General features: G+C 59.5%; 18 protein-coding genes, 2 pseudogenes and 1 riboswitch. Of the genes and pseudogenes, 10 read left to right on the top strand and 10 right to left on the bottom strand.

Annotated features, from left to right (window positions below; all coding sequences use genetic code 11):
* Positions 1 to 343: 343 nt before the first annotated feature.
* Positions 344 to 577: a hypothetical protein gene (locus FNJ47_RS00480; protein ID WP_163149358.1), complete on the bottom strand. Its 234-nt coding sequence runs from the start codon at positions 575 to 577 to the stop codon at positions 344 to 346.
* Positions 578 to 1,063: 486 nt separating this feature from the next.
* Entirely contained in the window at positions 1,064 to 1,279 is a 216-nt protein-coding gene (locus FNJ47_RS00475; protein WP_128970840.1) for a hypothetical protein, read from the bottom strand.
* Positions 1,280 to 1,941: 662 nt separating this feature from the next.
* On the opposite strand from FNJ47_RS00475, the gene FNJ47_RS00470 reads away from it, so the two are divergent.
* The 9 genes from FNJ47_RS00470 to FNJ47_RS00430 all read left to right on the top strand — a co-directional run bounded on the left by FNJ47_RS00470 (position 1,942) and on the right by FNJ47_RS00430 (position 10,595).
* Entirely contained in the window at positions 1,942 to 2,274 is a 333-nt protein-coding gene (locus tag FNJ47_RS00470; RefSeq protein ID WP_163149356.1) for a hypothetical protein, read from the top strand.
* Positions 2,275 to 2,321: 47 nt separating this feature from the next.
* Positions 2,322 to 2,504 (top strand): hypothetical protein, encoded by a 183-nt coding sequence (locus FNJ47_RS00465; RefSeq protein ID WP_050421514.1) that lies wholly within the window; start codon positions 2,322 to 2,324, stop codon positions 2,502 to 2,504.
* A gap of 89 nt (positions 2,505 to 2,593) precedes the next feature.
* Positions 2,594 to 4,045, top strand: coding sequence for a PAS domain S-box protein (locus tag FNJ47_RS00460; protein WP_163149354.1), 1,452 nt, complete (start codon positions 2,594 to 2,596; stop codon positions 4,043 to 4,045).
* The gene (fixJ, locus tag FNJ47_RS00455) at positions 4,042 to 4,647 is read left to right on the top strand and encodes a response regulator FixJ (protein ID WP_163149352.1); all 606 of its coding nucleotides are present in this window, start codon (positions 4,042 to 4,044) and stop codon (positions 4,645 to 4,647) included. The genes FNJ47_RS00460 and fixJ overlap by 4 nt, the downstream gene beginning before the upstream one ends.
* Positions 4,648 to 4,987: 340 nt before the next feature.
* Positions 4,988 to 5,776 carry a universal stress protein gene (locus FNJ47_RS00450; RefSeq protein ID WP_347341590.1) on the top strand — a complete coding sequence of 263 codons (789 nt, stop codon included), beginning with the start codon at positions 4,988 to 4,990 and terminating at the stop codon, positions 5,774 to 5,776.
* A gap of 686 nt (positions 5,777 to 6,462) precedes the next feature.
* On the top strand, positions 6,463 to 7,056 hold the full coding sequence (locus tag FNJ47_RS00445; protein ID WP_163149348.1) for a helix-turn-helix domain-containing protein: 594 nt from the start codon (positions 6,463 to 6,465) through the stop codon (positions 7,054 to 7,056).
* A 147-nt stretch (positions 7,057 to 7,203) separates the two neighbouring features.
* On the top strand, positions 7,204 to 7,833 hold the full coding sequence (locus FNJ47_RS00440) for a hemerythrin domain-containing protein (RefSeq protein ID WP_163149346.1): 630 nt from the start codon (positions 7,204 to 7,206) through the stop codon (positions 7,831 to 7,833).
* Positions 7,834 to 8,303: 470 nt separating this feature from the next.
* The gene (gene hemN, locus FNJ47_RS00435; RefSeq protein ID WP_163149344.1) at positions 8,304 to 9,656 is read left to right on the top strand and encodes an oxygen-independent coproporphyrinogen III oxidase; all 1,353 of its coding nucleotides are present in this window, start codon (positions 8,304 to 8,306) and stop codon (positions 9,654 to 9,656) included.
* Positions 9,657 to 10,157: 501 nt separating this feature from the next.
* Positions 10,158 to 10,595 carry a hypothetical protein gene (locus FNJ47_RS00430; RefSeq protein WP_050421751.1) on the top strand — a complete coding sequence of 146 codons (438 nt, stop codon included), beginning with the start codon at positions 10,158 to 10,160 and terminating at the stop codon, positions 10,593 to 10,595.
* 93 nt (positions 10,596 to 10,688) lie between these two features.
* On the opposite strand, the pseudogene tnpC (FNJ47_RS00425) reads toward FNJ47_RS00430, so the two are convergent.
* From tnpC (FNJ47_RS00425) to metE, 7 genes and pseudogenes are all read right to left on the bottom strand, one after another.
* Positions 10,689 to 11,570, bottom strand: a pseudogene (gene tnpC, locus FNJ47_RS00425) (IS66 family transposase); the annotation flags it as partial.
* 46 nt (positions 11,571 to 11,616) lie between these two features.
* On the bottom strand, positions 11,617 to 12,870 hold the full coding sequence (gene ltrA / locus FNJ47_RS00420) for a group II intron reverse transcriptase/maturase (RefSeq protein WP_175068334.1): 1,254 nt from the start codon (positions 12,868 to 12,870) through the stop codon (positions 11,617 to 11,619).
* Positions 12,871 to 13,081: 211 nt separating this feature from the next.
* On the bottom strand, positions 13,082 to 13,216 hold the full coding sequence (locus tag FNJ47_RS53125) for a hypothetical protein (protein WP_256436599.1): 135 nt from the start codon (positions 13,214 to 13,216) through the stop codon (positions 13,082 to 13,084).
* A 202-nt stretch (positions 13,217 to 13,418) separates the two neighbouring features.
* Positions 13,419 to 14,165, bottom strand: a pseudogene (gene tnpC / locus FNJ47_RS00415) (IS66 family transposase); the annotation flags it as partial.
* Positions 14,166 to 14,260: 95 nt separating this feature from the next.
* Positions 14,261 to 14,608 carry an IS66 family insertion sequence element accessory protein TnpB gene (gene tnpB, locus FNJ47_RS00410; RefSeq protein ID WP_050421752.1) on the bottom strand — a complete coding sequence of 116 codons (348 nt, stop codon included), beginning with the start codon at positions 14,606 to 14,608 and terminating at the stop codon, positions 14,261 to 14,263.
* Entirely contained in the window at positions 14,605 to 15,006 is a 402-nt protein-coding gene (gene tnpA, locus FNJ47_RS54585; RefSeq protein WP_163149406.1) for an IS66-like element accessory protein TnpA, read from the bottom strand. Before tnpA ends, tnpB begins: the two co-directional genes overlap by 4 nt.
* A gap of 403 nt (positions 15,007 to 15,409) precedes the next feature.
* The gene (gene metE / locus FNJ47_RS00400; RefSeq protein ID WP_163149342.1) at positions 15,410 to 17,755 is read right to left on the bottom strand and encodes a 5-methyltetrahydropteroyltriglutamate--homocysteine S-methyltransferase; all 2,346 of its coding nucleotides are present in this window, start codon (positions 17,753 to 17,755) and stop codon (positions 15,410 to 15,412) included.
* Positions 17,756 to 17,854: 99 nt separating this feature from the next.
* A riboswitch (cobalamin riboswitch) is annotated at positions 17,855 to 18,056 on the bottom strand.
* Between the two features lie 360 nt (positions 18,057 to 18,416).
* Here metE and FNJ47_RS00395 point away from each other — a divergent pair.
* Positions 18,417 to 18,563, top strand: coding sequence for a hypothetical protein (locus tag FNJ47_RS00395; RefSeq protein WP_163149340.1), 147 nt, complete (start codon positions 18,417 to 18,419; stop codon positions 18,561 to 18,563).
* Between the two features lie 52 nt (positions 18,564 to 18,615).
* Here the strand turns inward: FNJ47_RS00395 and FNJ47_RS00390 are convergent, their stop codons facing one another.
* The gene (locus FNJ47_RS00390) at positions 18,616 to 19,032 is read right to left on the bottom strand and encodes a hypothetical protein (RefSeq protein WP_163149338.1); all 417 of its coding nucleotides are present in this window, start codon (positions 19,030 to 19,032) and stop codon (positions 18,616 to 18,618) included.
* Positions 19,033 to 19,185: the final 153 nt, after the last annotated feature.

The following is a 19,185-nucleotide window of genomic DNA, read 5'->3' as shown; positions in this document are numbered from 1 at the left end:
TCCAGATTGGCTAACCATGAGTCATACCCCTCATAGCAGCCATAGCTGCCGGCGGCAGACTTGTTTTTGACATTCATCAAATACGGCCCGTCTGTGCGAGAAAATCGTCGATCCGGATCGCCCCTGCCGGACGACGATGCGCTGCGAGCCCGCAGAACCGCAGACCGCCAAATGTCGGGCGAGGTCTCCTCCGGTGTCGCGGACAAGAGGGCCGCCAGCTCAATTGGCGGCAGCATCGCGAGCTGTTCTCTCGATCGACGCTCGGGAAGACGTTTTGTAAGTCTGGTGCCTGGATTCGCGGAGTGTCTCTACGATCAAAATTCGTAGACTTCCCTTGCCAAGCTCAGGCTAACCACCCCATGCCCGGGGGCAATGCAGGCGGGGTTCGAAGCTCCATCGCATCGGCGAAGATGGTCCAATCACGGACACCTTTTTGCCTGCAGAAATCGGTTTCTGCCTGCTGTGCAGCAGCACTCAGCGAGGCTGCATGCACCCGGAACGTCGCCTGACAGGCACGATGCTCGTGGCCGGTATCGTCACAAACGGTCTTGATGAACCGAACGTTAAATGAAGGCATGATACCTATTCCTGTGCGTTTGCTTATCTTGCATTCTGCCAGCCGCGCCAGGCGAGTGTTTGATTTGTCTCAAGCAGCACCTAAAAAGATTCTCGCTCCATCGAGATAAGGTCGAGACTTGGGCAGCTGATGCGAGTGCTCTTTCGTCCCGAAGAAGCTGCAAATCACCAAGCGTCTAGGTTTGGCGGATCACATCTGGTTGATGTGGCTCAGGAACAGCAGCTTCTCGTCTTCTCACGCCTTGGGCCGGCAGAGTTGAGGCGCTGATCCAGAGAATTCTCAAGAGACGGTTGGGAGCAGAATGGACCATTACGCCTGCGATGGCGATCATCGATCAATTCCAACTTCAATCGACGGCAATGTGGAAGCTTGTTACGCCGCGAACCTTGCACGGTGCTTGGCAGTCTCACAAAGCATTCCCGACAGCTCTGGCTGCCTGCCAGGCAGCGGGCAATGGCATTTCTGACCAGCGCCGGCGGCCGAGGACTACCGGCGACGAGAACTGTCCGCACGTGAGCAAATGAGGCGAACCGGCCTCATCTCGCTCGTGATGGTCCACCCTGCCGCCGCAACGGCAAAGCCGATGATCAGGCTAGCCGCAGCCAAGGTTTCGATAAGCCCAAGGTTAAAGACTTCGGCGCCGTAGCCGATCGCTGCGATCAGCGCAGGCAAGACCAACGACAATGTAAGGCGAGCAATCAACTTACCATCTCCTTCGCGACTCTCGCAGCTCAATGACACGTGTTGTCATGGTGCAATGCCCGTGCGCTGCGCAGCCTCAACATTTGCATATTGCGCGTCCTGCATTTTGATTTCCATCAAACCCGCTACACGCTGGCGATTGTGTGGATCGATGCGCGGCTCTGCCGAATGACTCGATTTAGTGCTTGCTAACTACCGGCAACGCACTGGCAGTGGCCGCTCGCCCTCGCCCCGTTTCTAAACGCGCATCAGCTTCTTTTTGACCTGCATCAATACAGCGGTGGCGGCTTGCGGATAGAAACGACCTTCCAGTCAAGCTCAGACACATGGCAGATAGAAAGCCTTGGCGCCCGATCATCTTTTCGTACCCAAGTACCGGCGAGTGGGCTCAAGGACTGCTGCCGGACGCAACCGAGCGAGCTGCACCCGGTCACCTGCGCCGCGTGTGATGCTAGCCACTTCATCGACCCGCGGATCGGCGCGGTGTTCGGGCCGAGCGCAGCTGGCCCATCCGAATGCCATCAAGCGAATTCCGGCGTCATACCGTTCCCGCACGGACACGCCGCCAGACTCGCAAGAGCGCGCTCGAGGGCATCAAGACTCCACGCCCCACGCTGACTTCGTGGGAGGGGGAGACTTCCGACCGACAAAGGATGTTCGACATGACAGACCACGGCGACAATTGTCCCGCCGCGGGCACGCTTGCGGGAACGGCAGTCCACTCCAGCTGCTGTACAACAGTAATCAATACCAACCGGCGGCTTGAACTGGTCCGGTTCGACTCGACCGGATCCCGGGAACTGCTTCGCAGCCCTGATACTTCGGTCGGCGATCGGATCACGTCCCAGCACGACGGGATCGGCGACGATACGCCCCAAAGCATCCGGACCGCAACTGGCGCGATTGAGACCATGCGCCGCTTGGACGAGATCAGGCTGAGCCTGTTGTCGCAGCGGCCGAGGGATCTCGCCCGTAGTATTCGGAAGGTTGCCTGATTTTGTCAGTCAGCGGCGATGAACACCGTCCAGGATCTATTGGCAACTTGACCTGGGAGCGCATTGAAACGGCGCCCTTTGACCGGGAGCTGGAGATCGCGGTGATCGAGGGTAATACCATTCACCGGTTGGTCTTTCCTTGCCGCCGGATCTTCGGCGGCTGGATCAAGGCCATGACCGGAGAGCACGTCGCGGTGCAGCCCACGCACTGGCGCATCTGGCCGAGATAGCGGCCGCCGCCCTGCACACAATAGGTAGCGCAACGAAACGCGGCTGCATCCGGTCGCCTCACATAGACAAACTATGTACAGTCGATCGAATGAGAGGGGTTGCCGAGAAACATGTCGCCCACATCTGGTACCGCTATGGCACAGCCGCGGCGGCCGCCGCGCTGGCGCTCGTGCTTCGTGCGGCGCTGGATCCGTATCTTCAGGACCGCACGTTCACGATCATCTACCTTCCAGTCATCGTTTTTGCCGCTTTCGCTGGCGGCCGCGAACCGGCCATCTTCGCTACGCTGCTCTGCCTTATCATCAGCGCGGCATGTCTTGGGAACAACCTCATCTCCGATTCCGCAAACATGATCGATATAGCCGGACTCGCGGTACTTGGCCCCCTGCTCGGCTTCATGGGCGATCGGCTGCGGCGAGAATCAGAGCAGGCGCGGTACCGACAAGCCCATCTGCAGTCGATCCTGGACACCGTGCCGGAAGCCATGATCGTGATTGACGAGAAGGGACTCATTCGCTCGTTCAGCGCCGCGGCAGTGCGTTTATTCGGTTGGTCTCCGGACGAAGTGGTCGGAGCGAATGTATCCAGGTTGATGCCGCAGCCCTACCGCGCCGAGCACGACCGCTACATTGAACGCTATCTGACTACCGGAGAGCGGCGCATTATCGGCCTCGGCCGTATCGTGGTCGGCGAGCGAAGCGACGGCTCGACCTTTCCGATGGAGCTTGCCGTCGGTGAGGCCAAAGTGCGCGGCGAACGATTCTTTACCGGTTTCATCCGAGACCTCACCGAACGGCGAGCGCAGGAACGCCGATTGCAGGAACTGCAATCTGAGCTCGTGCACGTCTCGCGATTGACCGCCATGGGTGAGATGGCCTCGTCTATTGCCCACGAGATCAACCAACCGCTCTCCGCAATCACAAACTACATGCGCGGCGCCAAGACACTGCTGGCGTCAGACAAGCCGGACGCCAACCGTATTGGTGATGCCATCGAACATGCCGCCCAGCAAGCTCTGCGTGCCGGCGATATCATCAAGCGCCTGCGGGAATTCGTTGCCAAAGGCGAGACGGAGCACACAATGGAGAATCCGCTCACCCTGCTTGAAGAGGCGGTCGCTCTGGCCTTGCTCGGCGCCAAGGAGCAAGGCGTGCGGGTGACGATCCGCAGCGATCGCAATCTGCCATCGATGATCGTGGACAAGATCCAGATCCAGCAGGTCGCGCTGAACCTGATACGAAACGCGATCGAGGCGATGGCTTCCAGCCCGCGTCGCGAATTGACCGTCGGAGTTGCCAAAGTCGACGGCCTCGCCAGGTTTACCGTTGCCGATACAGGCTCTGGTATCAGCCCTGATATCGCCGACCGCCTGTTCGAGCCCTTTGTCACGACCAAAGAGCATGGCATGGGTGTGGGACTATCAATCTGCCGGACGATCATCGAGTCCCATGGCGGCCACATCGCTGTGGAAGCCAATCCGGGCGGCGGCACGGTCTTTCAGTTTACCCTGCCATTTGCGGAGGCTAATGAAGAAGCATGACCATGCGGCGCGTTCTTGTGATCGACGATGACGCCGCGATGCGGGACTCGCTCGCGTTTCTGCTTGATGTTAAAGGCTTCTGCGTGGCAACCTATGAGACGGCGAGCGGCTTTCTCGGTGACGCCGCGAGCGGTCCGGTTGACTGCATTGTGTCGGACATCCGCATGCCGGGCATGAGCGGCCTGGAACTGGTCCGCAAGCTGAAGGCCGATCGCGTCGACTGTCCCGTCATCCTGATAACTGGTCATGGCGACGTAACGCTGGCAGTCGAAGCGATGAAAGCGGGTGCGGTCGACTTCATCGAGAAGCCCTTCGAAGACGAGGTGCTATTGCGTGCGATCAATAGCGCCTTGAAAGCAAGGCCAACCAAGCCAGCGGACGATACGGCGAAACTGCAGGCCGAAGCCCGCCTGGCAGACCTCTCATCGCGCGAGCGTGATGTCCTGCAGGGACTACTGGCCGGCAAGATCAACAAGGTGATCGCCCATGATCTTGGTATCAGCCCGAGAACGGTCGAGGTTTACCGGGCGAACGTCATGGCAAAGACCAATGTTCGCAGCATGTCCGAGTTGATGCGAATAGCTATCGCCGCCGGGCTCTAGCAACATCGCAAGCGACGGAATGCCCTATTCAAGTATCCAGCTGTCTGTTTCAACTGAGCAGATCGCGCCGAGAAGGTCATGTTGCTGATGCGGTGGAGCTTTAAATCGCACGCGGATTCTTTGCAGGGCGTAAATCGTGCAACACAGGCGAGTACTATTCCTGGCCGTGGACTATTATGAGGCCCGCTCCTTGCCAGTTTGTTCGTGCTCAAGAACATTCAGCGGCGGCATATGATGCGGATCATTTGAGGGCTCGGATTCTTCCGAGGCAGCAGGTCTTTGACTTCGGAGAACGACAATGCTCGGGAACATACTGGTCCACCTTCCAACGGAGCTCCCGGTGCGGGCTGCAATCAACGGGTCGATTTCCTTCGCACAGAGTACCGGCGCGCATCTTGACGTTGTAGCCATCGGCTACGAGAGAACAATTATTCCGCTTCTTGCAATTGGCGTAACGGCGGTTACTTCTGTTTTCGAGGTTGAGCAGGCGCGTGCGTTGGAGCGGGCCGAAGCAGCACTTCATGCCTTCGATCTACAGGCACGGAATACCGGCATTTCCTATACGAGTCGCGCGCTGAGCGCGCTTCCAACCGACGCGCGCCGGATCATCTGCGCGAGCGCGCGAGTCCACGACATGACCATCGTTACCCAGCCTCAGGGCGGCTACGATAGTTGCGACAATCTGATACTCAGGGGGATCCTTTCCCAGGCTGGCGGGCCAGTTCTGTATCTGCCACCAACCTTCGACGGCGCCTTCTCGATCAGACGAGTAGGGATTTGTTGGGACGGCAGCCGCCGTGCGGCGCGTGCGTTGCACGACGCAACGCCACTTTTGTGTAAAGCCGATACCCTCACCATCATCGCGACCACCGCCCCGGACAAAGTCCCGGCAGAGAGTTCCACCGCGCATCTGGGAGAGTATCTCGCAAAATCAGGACTTCCTGCGAGGATCGTGTCACTTCCGGCATCCCGGGCAGCGCGGCGCGCTCTCCTGTCGCTTGCGACCGACGAGAGCCTCGACCTGCTGGTGATGGGAGGCTACGGTTGCTCTCAGCTGCAGGAGAGGCTGCTCGGCACCGCCAGCCATATGCTCCGCGGGATCAACATCCCGGTCCTGATGTCACAGTGAGACGGTACGGGCGGCACGTCGCCGGATCCGCGAACATGCCATCAAAATGATGTCGCGATCGGCGCATCCGACGATGCCCGAGCTCAACATCAGGCTAGATCACGATTGTCCTTCGGTTCCTACGATTGCGGGAGTGCGGCAGAGCGGCTGTTGAGCCAGGTCAATATGTCGCGCGAGCCTAGCTCTATGATTCAGTTTCCAACTCGGACCACATGAAGTGACGACCGGGCCGTCGTCCACGTCGATGAGCCACGGCTGACCAGGATCAGAGTCATGATTTGCGAAGGCGACTTCCTACGGCGGGCTGAAAGTGAAGGTCGAGACAGCTCTTGGAACCCTCCACCGGTGCGGCCGTGCCCGTTCGATTGTTTCCGCGGCGGCCGGCCAGCATACAGCTTCCGATTCAAAGCTGGCCCAATTTGATTTGAGCATGTTCGAGTAACGGGGGACCCGCATCGCGCGTCGTTCAAGAGGAACTGATCATGAACTTACGTGTAAATACCTAGTGGCTTCTACTTAGGTAAAACATCTAGATTTCACAGTTTGTCAGGAGCGGCCAATCTGCGTCTCATCGACGTTCGCAAGCAAAGTTCGCCATGCACGCCCGGGCCGCCATCCTTACTGAGACCAACCGCCATCCACCCAACGTCTTGCGTGGGCAATCTGACAATCGTGGACCGCTTGGTATGATTGCGACACCGATGCGGTTCACACGCAATAGCGAGATTTACGGAGAGGACGAAGCAGCGGAATACCTTTATCAGGTGGTATCGGGTGCTGTGCGAACCTACAAGATTCTGGAAGACGGACGTCGTCAGATCGGCGCGTTTTATTTGCCCGGTGACATCTTTGGCTTTGAGGCCGAAGAAAGCCATATCTCTTCGGCCGAGGCGATCTGCGAGACGCACCTGCTGATGGTGAAGCGCACCGCTGTCATCTTTCGCGCCAGCCACGAGAGGGAACTCGCAAGGCAACTCTGGGACGCGATGGCGCTTGAGCTCCGCCGTTTCCAGGCGCATTCGATGCTCCTGATCAGCAGCGCAGAAGATCGGGTCATCGCGTTCCTGCTCGACATATCTCGGCGCACTACGAAGAGCGCGGCCATCGATCTGCCCATGTCACGGCAGGATGTTGCAGATTACCTTGGCTTGACCATCGAGACGGTGTCGCGCACTTTCACTCAGCTTGAGCAGAATGGCGCGATCGCCCTGCCGACCACGCGCCGAGTCGAGCTCCGCAAGGACACATTGTCCAACCGCTTTGCGCAGAACTTTGGCTAACGTGATTTGCGCCAGCTCCAGGCTGGGCGGCGCACGCCGCTGTGCGCCGAGCCGTGCTGGAAAATACAGCGAAGGACATCCAACTGCGGCTTGGGGAACCGGGCATAAATCGCCGCCAGTTTACATTTTCCTCCATGGAGCACTGCAATGATCATCGGTCGCTTGCTTCGAGAGCATCGCAATATTGATCTGCTTTTGGTCGCCCTTCAACGCGAATTAGAGATTTTTGAGCAAGGACATCGTCCGGACTATGAGGTGATCCGCGCGATTATCAGCTATTTCGAGGTTTACCCTGAGGTATATCATCATCCTCAAGAAGACTTGATCTTTTCCAAGCTCAAGAGGTGCGATCCGGACGCGGCCGCAATGGTCGGCGATCTCGCGCATGAGCATCAGGAAGTCATCGACCGCTTGCACCACTTCGCTCGCGCCATTGATGGCGTCCTGGCAGATCGTGAAATCCTTCGGCAAGACGTCGGCAAGATCGTACGCGACTTTATAGTACGCGAGCGGCACCACATGATGTGGGAAGAACGAGACTTCTTCCCAGCCGCCGTTGCGGCTTTATCGGCTGAGGATTGGGCCGAAGTCGCTTCCGCCCTCACCGATCACGGAGATCCGCTATTCAGCGAGACAGCTGAAGCGGCTTCCGACGCGCTAAGAGCGCATATTCTACAATTGGAACAAGAAGCTGAGGCCGAACGGAGCGCACTTGCGTTTTCGAGCGCGTTGGCCGGCAACCCGCGACACAATGCGGAGAGAGATGGACCACATTGATCGCTGCCGCTTTCGCCAGGAAATTGGACATCATTTCATGGGACTCGAAAAGAAGATCGCCTCGCCTGTCCCCAGGTTACGCACGGGAGATAGGCTTCTCCGCCTGACGGTCGTTTGCTTCAACTGGCGGCGCAAGCGGCATGGCCGAACGTTTAAACGGTCTGATTCAAACATAATCGGATACCGCAGATCCCGGGACGTTCGCTCTGCACAGCAGAGCTGTCGGATGTCAATTTCGATAAAGATCCGTTTGCTGCTTCGTTTCGTCTCGTTCTCGCTCATGGGAGGTGCATTGCCAAGAAGGCTCATTCCTGCCGTGCGACCGCTTCACACAATTCAAAGCATGATGTATGCGCCGCTGGCATGACCTACCGGCCAGCCCATCAGTAACCGCGATATTTGAGGCAGCGCAAAGCTTACCATGCACCTGTCCGATAATCGGGCTCCCAAAGAGCGAGAGAGGCATCGCAATGCGACCGGACCTAGCACAATCCTACGGGCAGCACCGACTACCGCGCTACACCAGCTATCCGAGCGCCCCTCATTTCTCAGCATCAGTTCGGGAGTTCGACTATCAAGCTTGGCTCAAGTCTCTCGACGGCCAGCAGTCCGCCTCTATCTACGTGCACGTGCCATTTTGCCGAAGCATGTGTTGGTACTGCGGCTGCCATACATCCGTCACGAAACGCGACGATCCGATCGCGATCTATACAGCTGGATTGCGCACTGAAGCCTACCTCGTTGCAGAAGCCGTTGGCCAACGACTGCCAATCTCTCATATCCACTTCGGCGGTGGCACGCCGACGATCCTGACACCTGAAGCATTCGCCGATTTGGTCGGCTCGTTGCGTTATTCGTTCGCCCTCCTGCCTGATGCCGAGATCGCCGTGGAAATCGATCCCCGGATGTTGAGCAATCCGATGGCCGAAGCCCTGGGCTATAGCGGGGTCAACCGGGCAAGCCTTGGCGTGCAGAGCTTCGACCCGGTCGTCCAGCAGGCCATCAACCGCCCGCAGAGCTTCGAACAGACCGCAATTTCGGTCGAGCGGCTACGCCACGCCGGCATTTGCCGGATCAATTTCGACCTGCTGTATGGGCTGCCCAGACAGACGGTCGATTCATGCCTGGATACCGTCGACAAATGCCTCGAATTGCATCCGGACCGGCTTTCGGCCTTTGGTTACGCGCACGTTCCGACCTTCAAGAAGCATCAACGCAAGATCGACGAATCCACTCTGCCCGACAGCGTCGAGCGCTATCTCCAATCCGAAATGGTAGCTCACACTTTGGTTGACGCTGGATACGTACGCGTAGGCCTCGATCACTTCGCCCTGCCGCATGACAATCTCGCTGTGGCGGCGAAGCAAGGTAAGTTGCGCCGCAATTTTCAGGGGTACACTAACGATTGCGCAGACGCGCTCATTGGCTTCGGTGCCAGCGCCATCGGCCGCCTGCAACAGGGGTTCGTCGCGAATGCCGTCTCGACCAGGGATTACCTCGCCCGCATCACCGAGGATCGGCTCGCGACGGCGAAGGGCTATTTACTGACGGATGATGATCGCTACCGGGCGGAGATCATCGAGCGGATTATGTGCGACATGACAATCGATCTGTCCGAGACGTCTCGCCGTCACGGCAGGGATCCGGAGTTGGCCGTTGTCGATCGGCCCAGACTCGACAGCCTTATCGCAGATGGCGTCGTAGTGGTTGACAATGGCCGGCTTTCCGTAGTCGACGGCGCCCGGTTTCTGGTCCGGAGCGTCGCCTCCGCGTTCGACGCTCACCTCGCTCGGTGCGGGGCTATGCACAGCGCGGCGGTCTAATCGTGTGAGCGGCGGGCTCGCCACTCTAGCAGTCCGCACTTCAGTCACCAGTGAACTGGCTTATGCCCGGTGCGGGCCGATCTCGTGATCGTGGATCATCCTATTTGTCCACCACTTTCATGGTCGCGCGTATCGATCCGCCCATCCATTCCAAAAAGGGTCCCAAACCTTCGCTACAGTGGAACCGGACAGATTGCCTGCGCAGCCAGATCAACAAGATCATGCATCGGTTGCTTGAGTACTTCTTGCGGTCGCGTTTGCTCGCATGGTCGCGCTGATCCGGGCAAGAAAGCGCCGCTAATTGCATTTCGCCTTGGTCGGTACCAAGCCGGTCGGATGTCGCCAGCCGCAGTCTTTGCTCGCCTCGACAAACCATTATGACCGTAAGCATTCGCCCAGGGCCGCGGAGCGTAGCTCCGGTGCCATGATGTGTGGACGGCTTGTTTTCCGCGGTTGACGGCCGGTTCGTGCGATGGCTTCGTTGCTTCAAGGAGCGAGGGCATGCGGATCGAAGACCAGCTTCGCGATCGGCTGAAGAAGGTGGAGGCGCTGTATTTCGGCGCGGCCACGGCGGGAGAACGCGACGCCGCTGAAGCCGCAGCAGAGCGGCTGAAGGCCAAGCTCGAGGAGGTCAGTCGTCGCGATCCCCCGATCGAGATGAAGTTCAGCCTGCCAGACCAATGGTCGGTCCGGCTGTTCATTGCCTTGTGCCGGCGTTATGGCATTCGGCCGTTCCGATATCCGCGGCAGCGCGCGACGACGATCATGGTCAGGGCGCCGCGCCGCTTTTTCGACACCGTGGTGTGGCGGCAGTTTTCCGACCTGCACACGGACCTCTGGCTGTATTTCGAGCAGACCACAGAGCGGCTGATCCGGGAGGCTATCCACGCCGATACTGCTGACGCCGAGACGACGGTCGAACCGGCCAGCCTGCGATGACGCGCATCCTGGCCCGCTCGCGTACAGCTCTCCAATTGCACGCCAGAAGCTCGCGCAGCCCGTCGATGATCGTTCTGACCGGCGTGATAGTGATCAGGCCGCCTGAGCGATAGCGGACGCCGCGCACTTCCATGCCCAAGGCAGTAGCTCGTGAAGCCGACCTTGCCGAATGCCGGCGATGCGGGCGAGCACGTCAGCGAGCCAGGCCAGGGGATCGACGTCGTTAAGCTTGGCCGTCATGATCAGCGTGGCCATGACCGCGGCCCGGTCGGCCCCGCGTTCGGAACCGGCAAAGAGCCACGATTTGCGACCCAGCGCAAAGCCGCGCAGCGCGCGCTCGGCCGCGTTGTTAGTGAGGCAGATCCTGCCGTCGTCGATGAATCGCGCAAAACGGTCCCAACGTTTGAGCATGTAGTCGATCGGTTCGGCGACGGAGGCAGAGCGCGACAGGCGGGCACGCTCATCGCGCAGCCAGGCTTCCAGGACCGTCAAATGAGGCGCGCTTTGTTCATGTCGCACCCGCAGCCGCTCTTCGGCGTCTAGGCCATTGATGCCGCGCTCGATATCGAACAGCACGTCGATGCGCCTGACCGCCTCCAGCGCGACAGGCGAGATCGCCGCTGCGTTCTTGCCGCGCCGGGCATTGGCGGCAATATCCGCTAACTCGAAGAACTGCCGCCTTGCGTGCGCCCAACACAGGGCCGACGTAACCGGTCCCGGCAAGCGGGACGGCTTGTAAAGTTCGTTGTACCCGTCATAGGCATCGGCCTGCAGAATGCCGGCGAAGTCTCGAAGATGCCGGACGGGATGTTCATGGCGTCGGTCCCGAGAGGCGTAATACAGCGCCGCCGGCGGTGCACGTCCGCCAAACGGCCGGTCGTCGCGGACATAGGTCCAGATGTGCCCCTTTACCGTCTTGCCCTTTGCCAGGATCGGCACCGTGGGGTGAGTAGGCCGGAGGGATTTCACCTCCAGCCTCTCGCAGAACCGGGCGTGAGACTCTCGCCTCACCCGGCTCCCATCAGGCAAGCTTGCCGCCATCGCCGAGTTGCCAATGCACGAAGAGCCTGCGGTTCTCACGCGCGATCTTCTCCAGGAAGAGACGCGCGCGTCCTAAACGGTGATGGAAGCGCTTGTACTTTCGCTTCAACCAAATAGCTAACGTCTGGTTGATGTAGCGCGCCAGCGGATAAAGCGCTGAGCGGGTGTATTGCCCATAATAAGCGATCCACCCCCTAACCATCGGGTTTAGCTCGCGAGCAATATCGTCCAGCGTCACCTCGGTTCGCCTGCGAAGTTTCAAGCCTCGGACCGTCGCCCGCATGGCGTTCAACGCTGGTTTGCTGACCGCTGGGGTGAACCCACAGAACATCCTCTGCGAATGCGGCCCCAGGACCGATCGTGGCCGGAAGCAATAGCCGAGAAAGTCAAACATGACTGTCTCGCTCTTACCTCGGCGTCGATCATCCTTGCAGTAGACGATCCTCGTCTTCGTAGGATGCAATTCCAGGCGGCACTCCGCCAGCCGAGCCTGGAGCGCTTCGCGAACGCTTTGCGCCTCCATCTCATTCCGACAGTGTACCAACCCGTCATCAGCATACCGACACCACCTCAGGGTGGGGAACGTCCGCGCCATCCAGAGATCAAATGCATAGTGCATGAAGAGGTTGGCGAGGATCGGGCTCACCACACCCCCTTGTGGGGTGCCGCGGCTTCGCTCGACTATCGTTCCATCCTCTTGCACCATCGGCGCCGTCAGCCATCGTTCGATGTAGAGCAGCGCCCATGCGCACGTCACATGTTTCCGGATCGCCCGTAGCAAGAGCTCGTGGTCGATATTGTCGAACAATCCTCTGATGTCGAACTCTAGAACCCAATCATACTTCCAGCACCGCTGTCGCGTCACGCCTACGGCATCGAGAGCCGATTTACCGGGTCGGTAGCCGTAAGAATCCGCCAGAAAGATTGCGTCGAGAGCCGGCTCAATAAGTTGTTTGACAACCGTCTGTGCCACGCGGTCTGCCACAGTGGGTACCCCGAGGATCCTTTGGCCTCCACTCTTCTTCGGAATGGACACGGCGCGAACAGGCGACGGGAAGTAAGCGCCTGAGCTCATTCGATTCCAAATCTTGTAGAGATTTCCCTTCAAGTCAGACTCGAACTGCTCAATCGTCACTCCGTCGACACCGGCTGCGCCACCATTGGATCGCACCTGCAGATATGCTTCGTACACCTCTCTCTTGTCGATGTTGAACGGCTTGCTCGGCTGGTTCATCGACGTCCTCCTGTTGCCAGTTGCGACGATGGCCAGCCCACCTGATCCGATCCCTTCGCTCCCCCATTACGAGCCTTCGTCGCTAATACGGATCGGTCCGTCCCAGTGCTCCGCGTCGGTAATCTCGCCTCGCGGTCTTCTCCGCTTGTGCTTCTCCCTTTCCATCGGAGCGACTGGTTCCTGCAGTTCCACGACAGCGCCTGCATCCGATTCACGCCCCCTCAACGCCGGTCGCCGCCCGCCCGGTCATCAGGCTTCCGGCGGGCTCATCCCAGAGGGACGACACACCTCTGGTTTTGACGACGATTTCCACGTTACGACGGTTCATCGGTGGGTTCATTTTCATTCGTCTCTCGGACGCGTATCCGTTCGGGTCTCTCCCGACCGTTAGCTTCAACGCTCACGACCGCGCCTCTTAAGCGAAGCCGCTTGAAGTGATTTGAGACCTACTCCTGAAAGTCGATCCCGAGGGGCCTACCCTCATCGCTGCCACAGCTTGTGCACACAGATTTTCAGATCATTTCGATCATCCTTTCTGTGTGCTTCTGCAGCACACTGTCGTCGCCATGCAACCGTTCGGCGGCCAGAACGTGGGCCTCGATCAGCGCATGCAGCGGCTGCAGCACCGTGGTGCAGGCCCCCACCTGGTCGGCCAGCGTCGAGAGGCTGAGATCAATGCCTTCGCGCCGGTATCGCTCGCTCTGGCGGTTCAGCGGCTGGTGCTGGCCGAACTTCTCGAACAGGATCATCGCCAGCAAATTCGGCCCAGCGAAGCCGCGCGGGGTAACATGGAAGGGCGCCGGCGGCTGGGTAATCGTCTCGCATTCCCGGCACGAGAACTTCTCGCGCACCGTCTGGATCACCTTCCAGGACCTGGGGATGACCTCCAGCGTTTCGGTGACGTCCTCGCCGAGCTTCGACAGCTTCGCCGAGCCGCAACAGGGACAATTCTCGGGCGCAGCAATCACCACGCGCTCACGCGGCAGATGCTCGGGGAAGGGCTTGCGCGAAGGCCGCTTGCGCTGGAATGAGCGCACCGTCTGTGCACCGGCCGCGGCCTGTTCGGCCGCCATCTCATCTTCGGTCGCGGCTGCTTCCAGGTCCTCCAGCTGCAATTCCATCTGCTCGAGCAGCCGCGCCTTGCGTTCAGAGCTGCTGCCGTAAAGCTCGCGCCGCAGCTTCTCGATCTCGAGTTTGAGATGGGCAATCAGCGCTTCCGTGTTCGCGTTCACAGCCTGGGCGCGGGCTGCAACCGCCTCGGCTTCCACACGCGCAGCGCGCTCCTTAAGGATCATCGCGTGAGCGGCGGCGAGATCGGATGGAAGCGATTCAGCTGCGTCTTTCACTAGACGATGGAATCACATCCGCCGCGATCCGCAAGCCAAAACTGTCAGCCGACCGACGTCGGACGCCAGGTTTCCTGAGGATTGCGCCAGTCAATACCGGACAGCAGGTAACCAAGCTGTGCCGGTGAGATCGTGATTGCGCCGTCGGCTGGGCTCGGCCACAAAAACCGCCCGCGCTCCAGCCGCTTGGTGAACAGGCATGCCCCTTGGCCGTCATGCCAGATCACTTTCAGAAGATTGCCGCTGCGTCCGCGGAAGCAGAACAGGTGCCCACCCAGCGGATCGCGCCGCAGCACTTCCTGCACTTGCAGCGAGAGGCTCGCAAATCCCTTGCGCATATCGGTGTGCCCGGTTGCCAGCCACACCCTAACATTGCTCGGCACCGGAATCATCGCCGCTCCAGTACCGCCACAACCCGCGCCAGCACGGCCGCATCGACGCCATTGTCGACGATCACCCGATGTCCGCGCATCAGCACGATCTCGATCCGACCCGGCACCGCCGGCACACATGCCTGAGGTGGCAGGTCCCGATCCGCAGCTTCAGGCTGTTCCGGCGATATAACTATCGGTGCAAATGTCGTTCCCCCGTCCGCTTCCGCAAGCCGACCAGCCCGGGCCAGCCGGCGCCATGTAAACAGCTGGCTCGCAGACAGCCCGTTCCTCCGCGCTGTCGCCGACACCTGCCGCGGCTCGGCGTAACTCTCCGCCACGATCCGTTGCTTCTCGTCCAGCGTCCAACGGCGCCGCGCACCCGACGAAATTACGTCGAGACGCGCGACTTTCAACATAGGCGTATGACTGGTCATACGCCTATGTCTTCACCGTCACGTCACGTCAGACAAGGCGGCCCACGCCGTAGGAATTCTTATGACCGGGTGCTCCAGACAAACCTTAGTCTAGTGTTCCAATACTCGACGACATCGGTCGCATACCACAGCATGATTGAGCTATGCTGATCCGTGCTTCAACTTGGGGTCAGATTTACGGCGGATGTCCTCGCCGGAAATCGAACCATCGGCTGTCCTCCCTCCGCCGATGGAAGTCGGCGATGTGTCAGCATCGCTCCTCTCAGACTTAACTTTCGCCCGGCCCGCTAAGCGCGGCCGGGCTTCTTTTGTCCGAGCTCGGTCGAGATGATCCAGAGCGCAAACGCGCTATGAGCGGGTCAGCGTCCGGGAGGAGAGACTAAGATCAACGACTTGTCCGATCAGACGCCGCGCGCAGTTGCCGGGCGGCGGCGACCATGTTGATCAGCGCCGGGCGAACCTCCTCCCATTTGCGCGTCTTCAGACCACAGTCCGGATTTACCCAGAGCTGCGAATCCTGCAGCCGCTGCCGAGCCAGTGCTATCAGCTCCTTCATTTCCCCCGCCTCGGGGATGCGGGGAGAATGGATGTCATATACGCCCGGCCCGATTTGATTGGGATATTTGTAGTTCCTGAACGCGTCGAGCAGCTCCATCTTCGAGCGCGACGTCTCGATCGAGATGACATCCGCATCCATCGCAGCAATGGCGTCGATGATGTCATTAAACTCCGAATAGCACATATGCGTATGAATCTGGGTTTGATCTGCAACGCCTGATGAGCAAATGCGGAAGCTATCGACGGCCCATTGAAGGTAGGCCGCCCACTCCGATCGGCGCAATGGCAACCCTTCGCGGAGGGCAGCTTCGTCGATCTGGATCATGCTCGCACCGGCTATCTCGAGATCGCGGACTTCGTCGCGGATCGCCAGTGCGATCTGCCGGCAGACCTCGCCTCTTGGAATATCATCGCGAACAAACGACCAGTTCAAGATTGTTACTGGTCCGGTCAACATCGCCTTCACCGGCTTGCTGGTCAATGATTGCGCGTAGAGCCACCAATCCACCGTGATCGGTTTTGGCCGCAAAACATCGCCGAACAGGATCGGTGGCCTGACACAGCGCGAGCCATAGGATTGTACCCAACCATTCCTGGTAAATGCGAATCCGGCGAGTTGCTCGCCGAAGTACTGCACCATGTCGTTACGCTCGAACTCGCCGTGCACAAGGACGTCCAGACCAATGTCCTCTTGCCAACGCAGAGCGCGCGCGGTCTCCTCCTTGAGGAACTTGTCGTATTGCTCGTCGCTTATGCCGCCTTGCGCATGTGCTGCGCGCGCATTACGGACCTCTGGGGTTTGCGGGAAGGATCCGATCGTCGTGGTGGGAAAGGCCGGTAGTCCAAAGCGCTTGCGCTGGATGTCGGCTCGACGGACAAATGGGCTGGCGCGCCGGCACATGGCCTGGTCGATCGCTCGCATCCGCACCGCGAGATCGGCATCGCGGATTTTTGGTGAAGTCCGGCGGAACGTCACGGCCGACTGCGATTCAGCAAGACTTTCAGCGACATTCTGATCGCCCGCGAGTGCCCGCGCCAGGATCGCAAGCTCACGCATCTTCTGTACCGAAAAGGCAAGCCAGCTCTTGAGATCGGGTGCAAGTCCGGTCTCGAGTTCAACATCGACGGGCACATGAAGCAGCGAGCAGGACGGAGCAATCTGGACATGATCTCTGCCTAGCTTCGCAATCACGGGATCCAGTTGCTGGCGGAGCGTCGACAGGTTCGACCGCCATACATTTCGTCCGTCGATGACGCCGAGGGACATGACGAGGTCACTTCGGCGGGCAGCAATGATCCGGCCCAACAGGTTCGGCGCGCGAACCAAATCCACGTGCAGTCCGGCGACTGGCATGTTCAAAGCTGTGTCCAGATTATCGCCGAGATCGCCGAAATAGCTCGCGACCATGATCTTGACGTCCGGTACTTCCCTGGCGAGCCGATCGTAGACGTGTAGCAAAGACCTTCGCGCCCCCTCCTCCAGATCAAGAACCAGGCAGGGCTCGTCGCATTGAACCCAGTTTGCTCCCCGTTTGGCTAGTTCCTGCAGAACCTCGACATAGACCGGTATCAGCTCATCCAGGAGCGACAGCGGCAGGAACGCAGGATCAGCACTCTTGCCAAGCTTTAGGAATGTGACCGGCCCGATCAGCACAGGGCGGGTCTGGAACCCGAGGGCCTTAGCTTCCTCGTACTCCTCGATTGGTTTTCGCGAGGACAGGCGGAACGTCTGTCCCCGATGAAATTCAGGGACCATGTAGTGGTAGTTGGTGTCGAACCACTTGGTCATCTCCTGTGCGGGCGCGCCATATCCGCCCGATCCGTGGCTGCTACTCGCAGTCTCTCGGCTCCACTGTGAACCACGGGCCATCTCAAAGTACGTCTTGAGCGAAACCGGTCCGGTTTTCGAGGCGTAGACTTCCGGGATGGCACCAACCATGACAGAGGTGTCGAGCACCTGGTCGTACAACGAGAAATCGTTGGACGGAATGACGGTGACACCGAGGGATTTTTGGCGGGCCCAGTTCGCAGCACGCAGGCCAGCTGCGTCCTCGAGCAATTGCTGTTCGCTGATTGCGCCGGCCCAGTAACTTTCAAGCGCGCGTTTGAGCTCGCGCCTGGGACCGATCCGAGGCGTTCCAAGCGTGGCAACCGGAAGGGAGAGAAGAGACATAGCGCTAACCCCGTAGTTGGGGGCAAAGGCCATGGCGGACGCAAGCACAATCGCCCGAGGGGCGGTTGCTTGGCGCACCACCGGGACACCCCGCCCGTGGACGTATATGTGGTCGAGGCAGGTCTCCTGGCTCGCGGGTCATCGCTGCTGTCCGGCCTTCCCGAAGCCGCACAGGCTTCAGTGACTTTGTTGGACAGCGGCTCGCCGCTTACAGTTGCGGGGGCAGCGCCGGCTTGTTCACCGGCTTCCCTCTTAGCTCCGGATCCAGCGGGACCGGAGAACCTCTACGATTTGGATTATCGGCAACAGACCGCTTCCGTCAACCTCTCAGATGACTCTCTCACTTCAATGCCGCCATCGGTGACTCAAATGGCCATTTAACGTCGAAAGTTGACCACGATTGGAAGCTCTCTCCGATACATGTGTCGAAAGAATTGTCGAAGGCGCAATTCGCGGCGCTTCCAACGCGCCAGCATCCTGTCTCTCGACAGTCGAGAATCGCCGCCAGGGGCAAAACATCTGCGCAACCATTCATCAGCATACCCGGCGCGCATGTTGACCTATGAGCCCACCAATCCTGATAGCCGACTTGCGGTCTCTGATGCCGATAATACTCGGGCACGCATATCGATTCGCCTCAACGAACACTGGGAGGCCCGCAATGAAAATGGCTGTTTGGAGCGCCGTCGGCGTCTTTGCTGTCACCGTCTTTGCGGTCAGCCTGTTCGGGAGGCTGCTGACAGCGTTCATGAATCAATCCGTCAGTCAGACGCTTTCGAGAATGTTGAGCAACTTGAGAGGAAGCTAGCGCGACTTGATCGTTTTTCGCTTACCCGGCCGGCGCGACTGGAAACAGCGGCTCATCCAACCATGAATGCGTAGCCGAGGCAGCTGGACGACTGACCGTGCGCGTAGGCAGAAACGCGCACCGTATCATTGCCTGCCTGACGACTCGCTTCCGAACGATTCCACACGCTCGGCGATGATGAGCGTTTTTGCTTATTATCATTTGCGGGCCGGTAGAGGTCGCGGGCGTTCGGGTGACCACACCGACCGGACGGTTCGACAACTTTTAAAAATGCTTCCCGATTTCTCATCCGTAAACTGGCAGCGCCTTCGCTTGCGCCTCGAAGATCGGCGCGACAAAAGCTGAGCAAGCCCGCGCGGATCGGCTGAATGGAAACATTGAAACGAGCGCAGGTCGGAAAGCGGACAAACGCTGCACGAATCCGGCACGATTTACCGGGTATTTCCTGGCACGAAGGATGCAGGCTCAAGGTGCCCAGGCTTCTCCCCCTGGGCAGGTCCAGCACAGCAAATTGAGGCTGTAGCTGGCCCACTGAAGTTAGCGGCGCGTGACATTTAGGGGACAGCGCCTGCTCGCGCGGGACATCGGCAGGCGCCCGCGTCACGTTGCCGCTAACTTCTTC

The sequence above is a fragment of the Bradyrhizobium uaiense genome (assembly GCF_010811875.1).
Lineage (GTDB): Bacteria > Pseudomonadota > Alphaproteobacteria > Rhizobiales > Xanthobacteraceae > Bradyrhizobium > Bradyrhizobium uaiense.
The sequence above is the reverse complement of the archived record's forward strand: the minus strand, read 5'-3'. Positions and strand labels throughout refer to the sequence as shown.